The organism is Paenibacillus violae, assembly GCF_032461945.1.
Classification (GTDB): Bacteria; Bacillota; Bacilli; order Paenibacillales; family NBRC-103111; genus Paenibacillus_E; species Paenibacillus_E violae.
In genome coordinates this window covers 141,162-158,000 of record NZ_JAWCUD010000001.1, presented here as the reverse complement: position 1 = coordinate 158,000, position 16,839 = coordinate 141,162, and the positions used below count along the sequence as shown (strand labels likewise).

Annotated in this window: 10 protein-coding genes; all 10 read right to left on the bottom strand. The window is 48.9% G+C overall.

Going from position 1 to position 16,839, the window contains the following annotated elements; translation table 11 throughout:
- Nucleotides 1-41: 41 nt before the first annotated feature.
- Nucleotides 42-728, bottom strand: a complete 687-nt coding sequence (locus RQP52_RS00605) for a hypothetical protein (RefSeq protein ID WP_315948793.1) — start codon at nt 726-728, stop codon at nt 42-44.
- 29 nt (nt 729-757) lie between these two features.
- Entirely contained in the window at nt 758-1,498 is a 741-nt protein-coding gene (locus tag RQP52_RS00600) for a hypothetical protein (protein ID WP_315948791.1), read from the bottom strand.
- A gap of 28 nt (nt 1,499-1,526) precedes the next feature.
- A complete protein-coding gene (locus RQP52_RS00595) occupies nt 1,527-2,231 on the bottom strand; it encodes a hypothetical protein (RefSeq protein ID WP_315948789.1) in 705 nt (234 codons plus the stop codon).
- A gap of 41 nt (nt 2,232-2,272) precedes the next feature.
- Nucleotides 2,273-3,190: a carbohydrate ABC transporter permease gene (locus RQP52_RS00590; protein ID WP_379171146.1), complete on the bottom strand. Its 918-nt coding sequence runs from the start codon at nt 3,188-3,190 to the stop codon at nt 2,273-2,275.
- A 66-nt stretch (nt 3,191-3,256) separates the two neighbouring features.
- Nucleotides 3,257-4,117 (bottom strand): carbohydrate ABC transporter permease, encoded by an 861-nt coding sequence (locus RQP52_RS00585; RefSeq protein ID WP_315948787.1) that lies wholly within the window; start codon nt 4,115-4,117, stop codon nt 3,257-3,259.
- Nucleotides 4,114-6,387, bottom strand: coding sequence for a DUF5696 domain-containing protein (locus RQP52_RS00580; RefSeq protein WP_315948786.1), 2,274 nt, complete (start codon nt 6,385-6,387; stop codon nt 4,114-4,116). The genes RQP52_RS00585 and RQP52_RS00580 overlap by 4 nt, the downstream gene beginning before the upstream one ends.
- Nucleotides 6,384-8,498: a YIP1 family protein gene (locus RQP52_RS00575; RefSeq protein ID WP_315948785.1), complete on the bottom strand. Its 2,115-nt coding sequence runs from the start codon at nt 8,496-8,498 to the stop codon at nt 6,384-6,386. Before RQP52_RS00575 ends, RQP52_RS00580 begins: the two co-directional genes overlap by 4 nt.
- Nucleotides 8,485-11,616: a glycosyl hydrolase gene (locus tag RQP52_RS00570; protein WP_315948783.1), complete on the bottom strand. Its 3,132-nt coding sequence runs from the start codon at nt 11,614-11,616 to the stop codon at nt 8,485-8,487. The genes RQP52_RS00575 and RQP52_RS00570 overlap by 14 nt, the downstream gene beginning before the upstream one ends.
- Entirely contained in the window at nt 11,597-13,678 is a 2,082-nt protein-coding gene (locus RQP52_RS00565; protein ID WP_315948781.1) for a beta-galactosidase, read from the bottom strand. Before RQP52_RS00565 ends, RQP52_RS00570 begins: the two co-directional genes overlap by 20 nt.
- Nucleotides 13,675-16,836: a glycoside hydrolase family 2 TIM barrel-domain containing protein gene (locus RQP52_RS00560; RefSeq protein ID WP_315948780.1), complete on the bottom strand. Its 3,162-nt coding sequence runs from the start codon at nt 16,834-16,836 to the stop codon at nt 13,675-13,677. Before RQP52_RS00560 ends, RQP52_RS00565 begins: the two co-directional genes overlap by 4 nt.
- Between the last annotated feature and the right edge of the window lie 3 nt (nt 16,837-16,839).

Here is a 16,839-nt window from a genome sequence, read left to right as displayed (position 1 = left end):
GGTTCTCCAACATTATAGGTTGTTTGTTGCATCATTCCGATTCAACCTTTCCCCACTGACCAATGAACGGCTGCATCAAATAGCTTCCATCCATGATCCGTCCTGTTGATTTCTTCTCCGCCTGTCAAATTGAAAAACAAGCGCTTAGCCGGTAAAACCTGGCCGCTCATATTTTTCATACCTTTGTCAAAAGCACAAATCACGGCACGTTTATCGTTATCCGGCGCTGAGGCAATAATGACGCCCCCCTGTGGCACAACAAAGCTGATCTTCGCTTCCTCTTTATAAATATCCACACTGCCCGGTAATCCAGCCGCAAGCTCATGCTTACTCTCTTTAATCGAGATCGACAAGCCGGTATATTCGCCGTAATCCGAATCATCTTTGCTGGCTAATCCCACTTCACCCAATATTTTGCCATTGGCATAGATGACAGGCGCAGTTGATCCGAGTAATTTATCCGCAACGCGATGAGAACCTGCGAATGAACTGACAAAGACCAAGCCATAGTTGGCCGGCTGTTCGGGAGTAAGCTCTTTATCTGACATCAGCGTTACCTCATAGCCAAGCTCCTTGAAATGCTTCATCACAATTCGGTCATTTGCGCTATCCGTGCCGACAAAAAGGACTTTCTTTCCGTTTCCAGCGTCCTTTTCTGTAGGCATGGAACAGGCAGCGCTTGCAAAAATAAGGATGACAACCATTAAGTAGGAAAACAACCGTTTCATTAACTCCCTACCTCCTTCAAGAACTCATGTTATTTGGTCTCTTGCGCCCAGCGGACAGCGGCATCAAACAGCTTCCAACCGTCATCCGTTTGATTGATTTCTTCACCTGTCATCATGTAAAAGAAAACCTCACGTGCAGCAACCGTTTGCCCTTTCACATTCGTCATGCCCTTATCGTAAGCAAAGATAGTCGCCTTCATATCATCGTTTGGCACGGTAGCTACAACAATCGCACCTTTGCCCGGCGTTGCCCAACTCATCTTTCCATTATCTTTGTAAACATCGACATTGTTTTGCAGGCCGGCTGCGAGCGCATGTTGGCCATTGCGGATTTGAATCGTCTTCGCCGCATTGTTCCCTTCGAGTTTGCCGTTCATGTCCACATCAGTCATGCCTGTATCACCGGAAATTTGCGGCTCGTCATAGATGACAGGGACTGGAATGGCCACGAATTTGTCCTTGATTTTCCCTGAATTGACCGACTCGCTAACAAAAATTAAATTGAAACCATTGGCTTTCTCTGTCGTCACTTCTTTGTCGGAAACCACCGTGACATTCATCCCGTGTTTTTCCTTAAAGCGCTTGATCACTATCCCGTCCCCGCCGCCTTCTTGGCCGATGAAAAGCACACTTTTTCCATTGCTCTGCGACTTGGCTGCCGCGCTGGATGCCGGTTGGTTGGATACCGATACAGGATGACTAGTGACCGAACTGCAAGCGGAGAGTGCAAAGACCATACAAGCCATAAGGGCTGCATTTACCTTTTTCATAAACGAATTTCCTCCCTGTCAGGAATGTTTATTTTTGTCCATTTTGAGCTGCCCACTGCACAGCCGCATCCAATAGTTTATAGCCGTCATCGGTCTGATTCATTTCTTCCCCTGCACTCAAATAAAAAAATACTTGCCGGGAAGAGACCGGCTCATTATTAATATTTTTGGCGCCCTTCTCATAGCCAAAAACAACCGCTTTCTTATCATCACCGGGAGCTGTTACAATCGTAACAGCCTCTTTGCCTGGGATGGCGTAACCGATTTTACCGTCATTTTTATAAACCGTTACTTGATCTTTAAATCCAGCTGCCAATGGATGTTTGCTGTCTTTAATTTGAACGGTTTTCGCCGCGCTGAGCTCATTGTAATCCAGCAGCCCTGTTAATGCGGAAATACTGGCCACTTGCGGCTTCGCAAAAACGATAGGCACCTTCGAGCCTTTAAGCTGGTCATTAATTCTGGAAGCATTGACAGTCGGGCTAACATAAACAACGCCATAACCGTTTAGATTCTCCGGTTTAAACACGTTATCCGCCATATCGATGACGGTATAGCCTGCCTTCTCAAAATGCTTCACCACATAGGGATCATTCGTCCCTTCCCCTCGTTTGATATAGAGCATTTTAACCGGCCCGGCTGATTTGCTTGCCGTCGTTGGTGTTGATTTCGAACATGCCGCGAGCATGGCAATCAGGACGCCAACCAAACATAATGCGAGAAGACGTTTCATCTCTTTTTTACCCTCCGTTTCAACTGTCTCTTGCCAAGTTTCTATTCCACTAAGCCTGTTCGTTCTACGCCTTCTACAAACCATCGCTGCGTGAACGTATACAGTAGTAGTGGCGGGATAATCATTAAGAACGTTGTCGACATCCGTATCGCCTCGTCATTCACGGACGGTCCGTAAGCCTCGGCTTGTTGACGCAGTGCTGATGCAATCTTCTCTATTCCGAGCGATAAAGGCGCCGTTTCAATATCGGACAAGTACATGCTCGGCAAGTAGAAGTCGTTCCACGTCCAGATGAAGGAAAATAGAAAAACGACGAGAATTGCCGGTTTGGCTAACGGCATCATCACCTTGTAAAAAATTTTAAACACGCCGGCCCCGTCAATCCGGGCTGCTTCTTCCAATTCCTTCGGCTGTGTGGAGAAAAATTGGCGGTAAATAATGACGAACAGCGCTCCTTTTAACCCCAGCCCGAAAAAGGCCGGAACGATAATCGGATAAATCGTATTCAGGAGACCTAACTGTCTGGCATAAATGATGTTGGGCAGGATCGTAACTTGCATAGGCACAATAAAAGTTAGCATTAGGAAAAAGAACAGCACTCGTTTAAACGGGATTTTCAACCTTGCAAACGCGTAACCGGTAACGGCGCACGATAGGGTTTGCAAGATAGCCACGGAGAGCGAGAGGCCTAGGCTGATGCCCAGTGCCTTCGGATATTTCATCCACGACCAAGCCTCCTGGAGGTTCCCGAGGTAGATTGTCCTCGGGAACCAGTTGACAGCGGGATCCAGCAAATCGTCTGCATTTTTAACCATAGTCGCTATCATGTGCAGGATTGGCTTCAAATAAATGTAAGCCGTATCCAGCAAGATCAAGTAGATGAACAATTTGAAAAGCAGACCTTTATCCGCTTCCCGCCCGATAACCGCATAACGGATTTTGCTGAGCAGCTGCAGCATGCCAACCGTCTGCGCTTCTTTCAATTTGATACGAAACATAGCGTCATCCCTCCTGTCGTAAACTTGTTAAGCACGATGTGATTTTGTCACCCTGGCGAAAATAATAAATAGGATCGCTAAGAAAAAGGCGATGATCATGAAGTAGATCCAGAACAAAGCGCTGTATTGTCCATACTCGCTTTCCCTTACCTTCGACAAAATCGGATTGGTCGGAAACGTAAATAGATCGACAACGGTATAAATTAAATTGAGGAAAATGAACGGCGTCATGGCAGGCAGCGTAATTTTCCAGAACGTTTCCCAAGGTCCTGCGCCATCAATTCGTGCTGCTTCATAAGCGGAATTCGAAATCGTCTGCCTGCCGCCCAGGAAGATCATAATTTGAACACCGGAGTACCACAGAATGAGTACGAACGAGTTCAGAATGGAAATCAGCGGATCTGACCAAGTGGCCGATAAGTTAGCCTGGATAAGGCCTGAAATGTTAAATTTGGACATAAATCCGAGATCGCCTTCACCCTGCGTCAGAAATTCCTTCACGACTTCGCCTGTCGCCAAAATGACGGGAAGGAAGAAGATGGCCCGAAAAAATGTGCGGCCGGGAAACTTTTGATTCAAAATAATTGCGATTAACAGCGCGAAAATGACGATAATTGGAATCATAAAAAGCGCTTGGCGCAGGAACGGCAGCAGTTGATTGTACAACAGGCTTCCGTTCTCAAACAGAATGTACTTATAATGCGTCCAGCCAATGTAACGGGTCGTCGTCTTGGTTGCCGTTATGGTTACATCCTGAAAACTCATAAATAAGGAATAACCGATCGGGAACGCCATAAAGAAGATAAAACCAATGAACCACGGTGCTATGAACAGTGTTCCTTCCAAATATTCGATCAGGGATGACCTTAGTCTCGCTCTCCGATTCATTTGCCTCCCCCTCCTCGAACAATCACAAAGTTATGTGCCGGTACGACCAAATCTCCGCTCCGGTATTCTGTCAAGTTATAGTTCACGATAATTCTTTTTCCGTTGGCATACGTCGTTTCTTTCACACCTTCAGCAAGCTTCTGATGCCCGGTAATAAACTGATCCTGCACATCTCCGAGCGCTTCGTTGTAGCGTTTATACTGCTCGGATGCGAAATTCTCCCAATCCGGGTAATACGTGTTATAGAAGCGCAAGCCGTAAGAATTCACGTATTTCTTCGTTTCAGCCTTCGTAAATACAAAGGATGGCGCCGCTCCGTATTCGATATCCCTTAAGAAATCGTTCACATCTTCCTGGCGGTTGTTCACATATTCGGATGAATAAGAAACTAATCCGTGTGTAGCAATTTGAGCAAAGGGCACCGATTCATCCGAAAATAAGTCGTAGGAATTGTCATATACCATGTCTCGGATGTAATTGATATGCGGCAGTGCGTAAATATTGGATTTCTCCCCCTGTACACCGCCAAGCGTATCCTTAATTTTTTGTAAAATCCGCTCTTGAATTTTGCGGGCCTGGTCTCTTGAGGAGCCGTACCCCGTGTTGTAATCGTTGTACAACCTCTGGCCCAGCAATCCGACGGCAAGTCCGTCGACACCCATAGCCTTATATTTCGGCAAATCGTTATCCACCATCTGTTCGATGTATTTATCGCTAACAACCGGCGTCTTCTCCCGATTGAACAAGGGGCTCTGCATCAGCGTCCGGCCGGCTAAGTTAACCATGGCGTTAAACTTCTCGTCGAACCCGCCCCCCTTTGTATTATTCAAGGAATACTGTGCTTCCAAGTACACGGGATAACCAAGTCCATGCGCATGATCGATGAACGCCTTCATGCCGGAATCTCCGCCAAGGCGGGAATCCACCGGGAACGTTTGGCCAAAGGAACTGTAGCCGCCCTTTTGCCAGCCCGTGAAAGTGAGAGACATATTGTTTATTCCCTTGTCATGCAAGGAATTCATAATTTGAATGCCTTCGCTCGTCGTGGTCAAATTAAGGTAGCGGTCACTAACGACCCCTTTTTCCCGATCGGCTCCGATGATATTGGTATATAACGGGATATTCGGGTCTTTAACCGTAACCGGCTTAACTGCTTTCTCCTTTATTAAATACTGGCGGTAGGTCTCTGCCATGCCAACGTAATCTGTCTTCTTCTCGTCCAACATATAATAACGAACGGAACGATCGCTCCCAAAAATATGATCCCGATCATAGTCGACATATCCCCACGAATCAGGGACGTTCGTATTTCTTGTTGTAAACTGCAAGAAGCTGGAACGATAATTCATCTGCGCCCCAATCCAGTTGTAATTGCTTAGGACACCTGCCGGAGCAGCGACCACGTCCGCATACTCATCGCCTTCGTGCACGACGGCCAGGAAGCCTTTCGATCCTGATTTCATACCGAAGACCGGCATCATGACCTTATTCCGATTGTTGTTAATTCCCGGGAATGCAATATCTTGGCCATATGTTAATTCGTCATACAATTTGTTGACATTTAATTGATTATCCTTGAATCGCACGAGCGCTCCTGCACCATCCGGAATAAACAAGTAACCGTCCTGTCCGTCTGTGTATTCCGCTCCTAAGAAAGGATAGGGCCTGACCCAGACGAGACCCATTTTGGTCTCCTTAACGCCTTCCTGCAAGATTTTCGTCTCAACGTAATCCTGAGCAACCGTTACTTGGACTGGGATTGTGAAGCCTGTAACCGGAAATTCGTAAGCAAGCTTGAATCCACCTGGAATTGTTTGAATATCCTTGATGCGCCCGCCTTCCGCCGCCAGATTCGTTTCTTTAGCCTGCAAAATGTTTTTGGAAAAATCCACATATTGGACCATCAGCGGTGAAGCCAAATGTTTTTTCCAGGTCTCCGAAATCTTCTCTTTCGACCAATATTTCGGATCGGGGTAAGAGCGGTACAGATTGCCGTTACGTTTGTCCTCAACAATAAAATGTCCCGTCTTTTCGTCCATTTTCAATCTCAACGTCTCGGATTCCGCAACTTGCTTGAAATCGGTATCGAGCGGCAATTTGGCAGGAACACTCGCTGCTTCTACCGTCGTATTTTGCTGCACCGCTTGCGAACTGCGTTGTCCCGAATCTTTGAACTCAAATTTGGCACGGGTCAGGAAGGTGACGACGGCCGCCAAGATCAGGATGGTAACGATGATGGCTGTTTTATTGGTTTTGATCATCCGGATCATCTCAAGGTCACCTCCTGATACATCTGATAAAGTAACGATCCAAGATCACTGGTAAGTCCCATGATAATGAAAATAAGCACACCGATGACAAGCATCGTACATAACGTAAGGAAAACATTCATGATCGTTTCACCAAACGTGTAATTATGGACGTTCTGAATTTTCCAGAATATGAGCAGCCCGATCCATACTGTCATCGCATTGCCGATGAAATGATAGATCGACGCCTCGGACATCGTCATGACATTGGATATTAAGGCAAGTGGGATGCCAATAGCTATGTAAGGCAAAAGCGCATAGGCGCTGCCGATAAAGATGTGCTTGAAGCGCCCCTCTCCCCGATAAATCGAGCTGACCAGGTAGTTGGCGACAATCCAAGCGATCCAAACGATGAAAAATTGTGTGAACGTCGAGTAAATATCCACAAAGGTCTTCGGATTAAATGCAAAGCTAGTCGCGAACTGGCTGATAATCAAGGACAAGTAAACACCAAGCAGAACGATACTGGCACTCAAGTAGCTGCCTTTGTTCTCATAGTGGATGGCGGAAAAGCCGTCAATCGGATGCTTTAAAACATGCAGCGCAAGCCTTAAATTCGAGAGGAAACGGTTCTCACTTTTCGGTCGATTGCGCCATCTGCTTCGAAATTCACGCTTTGCAGTGAGTTTATCGGTAACGGTGTATAAGATTACACCAAGCAGCATGACGCTCGCTATCCAAGAAAAGTTACCTTGCAGCCACAGCATCCTGATTTGCCAGAAGGAATCTGAGTACCCTTGTTGATTTCCCGCTTCTTTGAACAAATCTTTAGCCGTTTCGTACTGTTCTTTTTTAAAAGCTGACTTTGCAAGACCTAGATAAGCTGGGGCGAATTGCCCGTTTAAACGCAGCACTTCACGCCACGGCTGCTCGCTATCCTCATATCGGCCAGCCAGGGTAAGCTGATTGGCTTGGTCTACCTTTTGCCCAAACTCGGACAACCGGAACACTTGCACGATATTTTCCTGATCGTCAAGAACAAACAACTCGTTTCTTTCATTAACGTCAAGCGCCACAGGACTTTTCAACAGTCCGACCTGCGAGGAACCGATCGCGGATGCGCCGCCCCAGAAGTACAACAAATTACCGGATGCATCGTAATGGCTGATATATTTGTTCTGCTGATCGACAACAATCATATTGCCGCTCTGATCCACAGCGACATCCGTTAGTTGAGGACCTGTCATGACCCCCTCCGCCGGCACGTCCCATGGGGCTGTTTCTCCGAACGGTTTCGAGGAGCTGCGCAGCAAGTTATCGCCTTTTACATTCAGCTTTTTCAATTGATTCGTTGTTGCTGTTCCGCCAGTCACTGTAAAAATATAGCCGTTTTTGTCCGTCGCTACGCTGTTGATTGGCTCCGGCCTCTTAGCAACTTCATTGGCGTACATTTTTTTGGTGTACAGCATTCTTTTCAAAGCGTCTAACGGGGAAATCGCCGTGCCGTTGGCACCGAAGAAACCTTGAAACTTGCCTTTCGGATCAAGCATCACAAGCCCTTCATAGCTGCCGTGTACAGCAATATACATAAACTCACGTTCATCGACCATGACCTTCGCCGGATCAAAAACAAACGTATCGGGAATATACCGGGACTCTGGCCGTTTATACTCTTGCATAACTTTGCCGCTTGCGTCCAACTTAAGCACTCGTTTGTTGCCTGTATCCGCGACATAGATGCTGCCGTCATTGGTTACGAAAACACCTTCAGGTTTGTTAAAAGGGCTCTCCGGCAGTGTAATGTAACGCAACAGCTGCCCGGATTCTGTCATATGTACAATGCGGTTATTGCCCGTATCCGCGATATAAACTTCACCTTTCGCATCGATGAAGATGTCTTTCGGATTTTTCATCGGCGAACTCATCTGAACCGTGTTGTTGCCTGGATCTGGCGCCATCAGATTCTGCCCGATTACCCCCAGCGGGAAGTACGCCGGCTGAAGCCATATTAAATTTCCCCGGCTGTCTTTGGTATACGTGGAGTATTTCACCGAGGCGACTGCAGTCGCAGGCAATAATGCGGCGCATAAGAGGAAGAACGATAGAAATAGCCCCCACTTATGGATTTTCATGCTCAAACCTCCGTTCCCATCTCTCTGTGTATAATGTCATTTGCCCAAACAAGCCGTAAGGGCTTAACTGATAGTCCCGAGTAAAATGCTGGCCTTCTTTGCGGAAAGACGCCCAACTGGTTGTCAGCGTATCACCCGACGCCTGATGGAACGGTCCCAGCATGTTGCGCGGGCTTCCCATGACTTCCACTTCCAAGCGGTTCACACCCTCGTGAAGCAACTTCGTCAAATCAAGACGGTTCGCACTGCGCCAAGGTACATGTCCTGCCGTTTGCCCGTTGACCCTTACTTCGATGGTGACCGCGGCATAATCGCCAAGTTCCAGTACCATCCGGCTTTCCGTTTTGTTTTCCACCTGAATGTCAAAATGATAAATCATGCTGCCGCAGTAGTGAGGATAACCTTGCTTGCACCAATCGCCAAAGGCCAAGGTTTCGGGTTCGGCCACCAAGCTCCTTGAAGCATCGACGCCAAACGGTCCGATCAAATAAATATCTTCCACTTCCATGCGATTTACATAGTTGCACGACAAGGTCAACTCGTTCTCTCCAGCTCTCAAACCGGATAAAAGCACTCGATCAAACGACCGGTCCAGAAACCAACCGTCAGACTTATTGGCGATGGATTCACCGTTAAGGCTGATCTGGAACTGTTCCGCAGACTCCACAACCAGATACACAGCTTCCTTCGGAACATCGGTTATATGAAAGGTGAATTTGAAAGCGACCGGCTTGCCATCTTCCGGATGGGGCTCGTGAATCCATTTGTACCTTTGTTCAATGCCATTGCCGTAAATCTGTCTCATGTCCAGAAGCGACCGGATGGCTTTCTGTGCTTGCCATACCTCCATCTCTTCCGACCAGCGGCCATGATCGATACAGTATGAGCACATATCCAGGGTTAACACATTCGGCATTGACCGCGTGAACTTGCAGACCGTACCTAACAACTGAGTGTCGGTTTGATCCGCGTTCGCGCGGCTTCCTTCTGCTTCAGCCATGCGGCCGCTCTTATGCCAAATATATAATTTGGAATCTGCCGGACCGAATACCTCGTCAAAGATGATATAGCCCTGACGAAGACAGGTGTCGACTGCACTTACTTCGCCTGTCAATGCCTTCCACTCTTCCAAGTAGCCTTGCCCTTCCAAGGCAACTCCGATCCGAACGCGATGTTCGCGCTCGCGGTCATTATTGACAACGAACAGCGCATAACGATCTCCCATATCTCTGAGCATATACAGGCAGTCAGCGGATTCCTCATCTTCTTCGCTCTTGATGCTAACTTGGCGTGTCAGTATGTTTTCCAGTGTTTGGGCTGCCTCAGCCGCGTCCCCAACGATGACCATGTTCGGGTGATCATAGAGGTCGGATAGACGATTGCTCACTCTGCCTTCGAGCATTTCCGGGCGAGCTCCGACAGCGACAGCTTTGCCGCCAGCGTCAAGGAATTGCAGGAGCAGCTGGAACGTGCTGTTTAGCATCGTCCGAATTTCCGGAATGACGACGACTTGATACTCGGCTGTATGAACAGCAAGCTTCTTGCCGTGAATGGCCCCTGTTTCCGCCATGATGGTTTCATCGCCCAAATCAAAATCGTAGTGCGCTCTTAGCAGCTTGCCGAGAAAAGCGTTAAATTCGTGACCATACCGGTTCGTCTCGGATACGTCACGGTCCTTGCCTCGGGCTGGAAATCCGTAAGGACCCGTGCCAACCATACTCCATGCGGTGGAAGCCGGATGAAGCACAAGCACGTCACGAACCGGGCGTCCTTCTGTCAAAACCGCGGACAGTCTGGCAAAATAATTTTCCACAATCGAATTGTATTTCCACCAGCTGGTGTTGTAATTGAATACAGGCGGATAATCCCGCTTCCGGCAGCCTTTGATCGAGTAAAGCGCCAAGTGCTGAGACCTTAGATTGACCCCAAGAACGAATTGGAAATCCCCGATCCATCGCTGCCCTTCAAAGGTGAAACCCCAGCCCGTACAGCCATAAGTTTCAGTCAGAACGAATTTTCTCCCATACTGATTAGCCACACTGGTACATTGCTTAACGGTAATATATTCGTTCGTTTGCTCCGTCAACATATCGATGCCCGGCACATGCTGATAGCGGTAATTAGGCATAATCGCCCCGCAAACGCGAGTGGCTGTGCCCAAATTATTTTCCCAGAGAAAATGTCCGGTAAAAACAAGCCCGTTGTTCTCGCACCACTCGCCGATTTGCTTCGCATAGGATTCACTGAATCGTTCAGTAATCGTCCGCCAGTAATCGTGACGCGCCTCCGTGGAGCGTTCGCCATTGAAATATAAATAAGGAACAAGATCCAGTAGATCGTATCCACGTTTCTCTTGGAAAAAGGCGGGAAAAGACCAGCTCCAAGGAATCCAGCCCCGCCCCTCTGTGAATTTGCAATGACGGTCATGGAGGCTCGGCTCGTCTGTAAAAACGCCGCGAACGGTTTGGCCGAAATGTTCGCCAACAACTTTTTTGTAAGCCTCGTAGGTCAGGTCGATGAACGCTTCAACCGACTCGGGATTTAATTGATCCGGAGGCGCTTCATTGTTGAACCAGGCACTCCGTTCGGATATTTCGACCCGGAATAGAAGCAGCACTTCATCACTTCTTAACTCTCTGCTTGCACCTGCTTGAAGTCTTTCACAGCGAATCAAATCTCTCTCGTTAATCACTGCTCTGAACAATGCTACGGTGTCGGTGTCGTCAATTACCGATTGTAGAGAGTCTGCCGGGATGACCTCTAGCGTAAGGCCTTTGGCGCGGAATGCGTCACCGCCTCTCGCTTGCACAAGTCCCCCGGCAAAACCTGAAGGCCATCGGTCTTCGTCATACAGCCATGCCTGCATATTCTCCGCCTTCGCTGTTTCCACGGTGGAACGAACCAAGTCCATCCACTCTTGACCCATGTAGACCGTTTCCAATCCATCTCTGGAGTGAATGAAAAAGCCGCCCATCCCTTGCTCCTTCATTTGCTTCACTTGCCGGTTCAGCTCTTCCTCTTCCAAGTCGTCATTCCAAGCCCAGAAAGGAAGCGACCTGTAGATATTCGAAGGATTCTCAAATTGATTCCGCAATCGCTTAAGCTGGGGCTCTTCCACAAGTCTCCGCCTCCTTCTTCTGTTGGAATATCGCGACGCTTTTTGGAAGAAGTTCAACATCTCCGCTAACGCTCGTGCCGCTGAGCAGTTCTATTTGCTCGTGCGTCCCCACATTTATCTTCTGCGTATGTTCACTATGATTTAATACAAAATTAAAGACGAGCTCATCTTTATGGCGCTGAATGATTTCCACGTCTTTTGATGCAGGTGCTTCAATTGGAGAAGAGATCCCTTTACTTTCGCATAAATAGCGGATCCATTCCTTTAAAAAAGTACGGCTAGGATCCGTTGCCGCATACCAAGCTTCTCCTTGGCCAAAGCGGTTACGCGTCAATGCCGGGGAACCTGCATAATAGTCGCTGCCAAAGCTCGCAACCGTCTCCGCTCCCTCCGAATGAACCACTTCACACAACAAGCCGCACTCGTAGGTGCCGTGAAGCTCTCCTACGTTCATCTGCATCACAAGCTTGTTTTTTTGATCCGGGTGCAGCGCGTCCAGCTCTTCCACCCAAATGCCCAACAGCTCCCGCAACTCGCCAGGATAACCGCCCGGTGTGACAAGATCGCTTTCATTCGCAACACCACTGAAGAACGTAGTGAGGAAGGTTCCTCCGTTCTTGACGTAGCGCTCCAGCTTCTCCGCATAACCAGGTTTCAGCATATATAAAACAGGGGCAACCACAATTTCATAGGGTGTAAGATCAGTTTCCACATGAATGAAATCGACTTGAATATGATTGTCGTAAAACGCATCGTAATATTTCTGGATGTGGTCGACATATTTCAAATGAGCGGAAGGGCCGCCTCCTAATTCAACAGCCCACCAATTATCCCAGTCGAACAGAATGCCTACTCTGCTTTTCACCCGTGCATCGAGCAATTGATTGCCTAACTGCTTAAGCTCCTGGCCAAGCTCTGTACATTCCCTGAACACACGTGTATGCTCATGGCCGGCATGATCGATAACAGCTCCGTGAAATTTCTCATAAGCCCCTAGCGAGCGTCGCAGCTGGAAGAACATCACCGAATCGGCGCCGCGTGCCACGGCTTGATAACTGCGAAGCCGCATAACGCCGGGCCTTTTCGTCGGATTGACCGTTTTCCAGTTAAGCACGCTCGGCGTCTGCTCCATCAGCATGAAGGGAGCGCCGTCTTTCAAGCCCCGCATGAGGTCATAACGAAGCGCCATGTAACTTTCGGGTGTTTGATTTTCCGGATATATATCAAGAGCGATAATGTCCAGATAAGGCGCCCATTTGAAATAATCAAGCGGCTTATAAGTCCCGTTCCCCTGGAAGTTGGTCGTGACGACCGCATCCGGGATGAACGATTTAATCGCGTTATATTCCAACTGATAACAGGCCAACCAGCTGTCCGAATTAAATCGATAATAATCCAGCGTCATGCCTTGAAACGCCGTTTGATCGGAGTTTCCTCCAGAAAGTCCCTCGCTTAATGCGCTTGGAAGAACGATGTCTTCCCAATCATAGAAGGTATGTCCCCAGAATCGCGTATACCAGGCCTCATTCAGCCGTTCGAGCGTTCCGTACCGATTTTTCAACCATCCTCGAAATGCGTGCTCACAGTTATCACAGTAGCAGCGGATTCCTATTTCATTGTTCACATGCCATAAAAGCAGAGCCGGATGGCCCTTGTATCGCTCCGCCAGCTTACGGACCAAAACCTCGGCATAATGGCGGAACGTCGGACTATTCGGGCAGGAGTTATGTCTTCGGCCAAACTTTCTTTTCTTCCCATCGGTCGTTACGGTCAAAATATCCGGGTACTTCCTCGCCATCCAAGCCGGATGCGCGGCCGTCCCCGTTCCCAAACAGGCATACATCCCATTCTCATGCAGCTTGTTCATGACCTCGTCTAACCATCCAAACTCGTACGTCTCCTCATCCGGCTGGTTAAGTGACCACGAGAACACATTGACGGTGGCAATATCAATGCCCGCAAGCCCGAACAACCTCATATCCTCATCCCATATGTCCTTCGGGAACTGCTCCGGGTTGTAGTCGCCGCCATACATAATCTTGGGAAATGTCCGGCTAATCATCGAATCGCCCCCTGAAGTGTTAATGGAATCATGGTTTCGTTGTCGGTACCTTCTAGGTGGAATGGCGCCGGCCTCCGTTTACTCAGCTGCATCGGCGAAACATCTCTTGCCGAAAACGGCTTCAGCCGCAGTTCGAAAGTCGTTTCCTTCGGATGGAGCAAATAACGATCCAACGGGGGAGCTTCCCCGCAGCTATGATTACCGATCGGAGCTTGTTGATAATCCATATTCACGATCGTTTCCTGTAAGCGAACCAAATCGGTCGTATGTTTCGCTCGCGTTACATTCGCCGTAGCATAATGACTCGCGCTCACATCGAACATCGGCAAACCGCCTATAAACAAGCCCGTTCCTAGTGTGTTTGTTACGGTTGCCCACCGCGCTTCCGCTTTATTACCATGCTCCTGCGGTTTGATGTAAGGAACGTATTGCTCCTGCACTGTTCCTGCGTAAACGCCCAGCCGACCGCTTTCCTTACGGTCGATATAACATTCGTGCGGGCCCAGCCCGAACCACGCTAAGCGATCGAAGGTGCCGGGCATGACCATCTGCAAGCCCAAGCGCGGTAGTGGGGGGAGGCCATCTCGCGGATTCACATGGACTTTGAGGAAGACGTCCCCTGATCCGTAAACCGTATACACCATACAAGTCTCAAAACATATGCCTAATCCCGCTGCGCCAAGTGCCGCCTTCACCGTAATTTGCGCCGCATGATCCCCATACGACTCCACAGAAAATTCGTTTACGCGCTGTTGCAAGGCATCGTAACCGTTTTTTCTCCACTCTTTGGCTTGACGGCCGTCATTATCAATGGGTGCTCGCCAAACGTTGACCTTCGGGCCGGACTGCAAGAGCGAAATTCCGTTATATTGGAATTCGTTCAATGTGCCGCTGTTTTTATCCCAAGCCAGACAAAAATCGTTACCGCTTACAAGCAGGCGCGTAGTCTGCTCTTCCATTCGCAAACTGTGCATCGGCTTCACGTTGATCAGCGGTGCGCCACTAGCTGCAGTGGATAGCGGTATATCCGCCCAAGCCACTTCATGTCCTTGCTGCGCCCATCGTGTTTCCTCCCGCATCGTAAACCGAATGCGGAGCCAACACTCGCCTTGCCACTGCTCATATGCCTTGCTGAGAGGAACGGTCATCTCCGATTCTCCGCTAGGCGGCACATCGATGCTCGGCAGTTCTCCCTGCTCCACAATATCCCCGTCATGCAGCAGCTGCCACGAGCCCTTCAGATGATCGAGCGATAAGAAGTCGTAGCGATTCTCAATACTTACGATGCCTGATTGCATGTTGACTGCACGAACCTTTACTGGCTCAATCACTTTTTTAAATTCAATCAGAGAAGACTTGATCGTTCGATCCGGGAACACCAAGCCGTCAATGCAAAAGTGACCGCTGTTGGGATGATCGCCGAAATCACCGCCGTACGCGTACCACTCCGTGCCATCCTCCGTCTGCTGCCTGACAGCCAGGTCCGCCCATTCCCAAATCATCCCGCCAAGCAATCGGGGATACTGATAGATCGCTTCCCAGTATTCTTTCAAGTTGCCGGACGCATTTCCCATGGCATGTGCAAATTCGCACATAAGAAAAGGTCTTGGATCTTCCGTTTTCTCTCCTTCTTCAATCAGTGCATCCAGTGAGGGATACATGCAGCTTACAATGTCTACGACCTCAGCATCTTTAGCCCGTTCGTAATGAATTGGGCGAGTTGGATCTGCTGCCCGCACCCAATCTGCCATGGCGTCATGGTTCGCTCCGTAACCCGATTCATTCCCAAGGGACCAGATGATGATGGACGGATGATTTTTATCCCTCTCCACCATGCGGCGGGCACGGTCGACAAACGCTTCTTTCCATCGCTCATCTTGAGCAAGATGGCTCTCGTTGCCAATAAAATGACAACCATGCGTTTCGAGGTCTGCTTCATCGATGACATACAGCCCATATCGGTCACATAGATCCAGCCAGCGCGTGTCATTCGGATAATGCGATGTCCGCACGGCGTTCATGTTATGCTGCTTCATCAGGCGGATATCCTCCACCATCGCTTCCAGCGGTATCGCATAACCGAGATCGGAGTGGAACTCATTGCGGTTTACTCCTTTAAGGGTAACGGGAGTGCCGTTGATCAGAAGCCGCCCGCTCCGGATCGCAATATCGCGAAAACCAACGGAAACGCTTACAGATTCTAGCGAGGTTCCTGTCTCATCCGCAAGCTCCAAAACTAACGCGTATAAGTACGGATCCTCCGCCGACCACTTGTGAGGAGCCAGGATGGGAAGCTGCATGTTGAGCACTTTTTCATCCGTTAGCGAGAAGGCGTCGGTTTTTCCGGTATATACCGTTTGACGCTTTTCGTCCATCAACGTAACGTTTACCGTATGGTTGTGCAGCGGTACCGCATGATTTGAAAAGCATTTTACTGCTATCCGGAGGTTAAGTTCTGCATCGATCTGATTTTCATTGAAGCTGGTTTTTACAGAAACATCCTGCATATGCACATCAGGCGTTGCTTTCAAATACACGTCTCTGAAAATCCCGCTTAACCGCCATTTGTCCTGATCTTCCAGATAGCTGCCGTCGCTCCATTGATAGACCTGCACGGCAATGGTGTTCTCTCCCTCATTCAGCAAAGAAGTAATGCGAAATTCACTATGCATATGGCTGCCCTGCCCATACCCTGCCAATTTCCCATTCACCCAGACATGAAAGGCGGAATCAACGCCTTCAAACACGAGAAATACTTGCCGCTCCCTCCATGTATCCGATACGTAAAAGCTTCTGCGGTAGCAGCCAGTTGGATTATCGTTAGGGATATGCGGCGGATCAATGGGGAACGGATAATAGCTGCTGGAATAATGCGGACGTCCAACGCCCTGCATCTGCCAATTGCCAGGAACAGGCATAGCAGACCAGTCATCGGACATGTAAGAAGGTTCGAAGAAATTCGCTGGCGCCTCCGACGGACTTGACACATACCTGAATTTCCAACTTCCATTAAGCGATTGAAAATATGGCGAAAGTGCCCGCTCTCCGATCAGCGCCGTTTCTACATCTGCATATGGCATGTAACCGGTATTGGAAGGCTCCACGCTGCGCCCAAGCACCTCCAGATTCTCCCAATCCGGAATTTCTTTCTCTCTCATCGA

Coding starts and splice junctions, on each gene's coding strand:
- RQP52_RS00605 (WP_315948793.1), bottom strand. CDS start 728: ATGAAACGGTTGTTTTCCTACTTAATGGTTGTCATCCTTATTTTTGCA.
- RQP52_RS00600 (WP_315948791.1), bottom strand. CDS start 1,498: ATGAAAAAGGTAAATGCAGCCCTTATGGCTTGTATGGTCTTTGCACTC.
- RQP52_RS00595 (WP_315948789.1), bottom strand. CDS start 2,231: ATGAAACGTCTTCTCGCATTATGTTTGGTTGGCGTCCTGATTGCCATG.
- RQP52_RS00590 (WP_379171146.1), bottom strand. CDS start 3,190: ATGCTGCAGCTGCTCAGCAAAATCCGTTATGCGGTTATCGGGCGGGAA.
- RQP52_RS00585 (WP_315948787.1), bottom strand. CDS start 4,117: ATGAATCGGAGAGCGAGACTAAGGTCATCCCTGATCGAATATTTGGAA.
- RQP52_RS00580 (WP_315948786.1), bottom strand. CDS start 6,387: ATGATCCGGATGATCAAAACCAATAAAACAGCCATCATCGTTACCATC.
- RQP52_RS00575 (WP_315948785.1), bottom strand. CDS start 8,498: ATGAAAATCCATAAGTGGGGGCTATTTCTATCGTTCTTCCTCTTATGC.
- RQP52_RS00565 (WP_315948781.1), bottom strand. CDS start 13,678: ATGATTAGCCGGACATTTCCCAAGATTATGTATGGCGGCGACTACAAC.
- RQP52_RS00560 (WP_315948780.1), bottom strand. CDS start 16,836: ATGAGAGAGAAAGAAATTCCGGATTGGGAGAATCTGGAGGTGCTTGGG.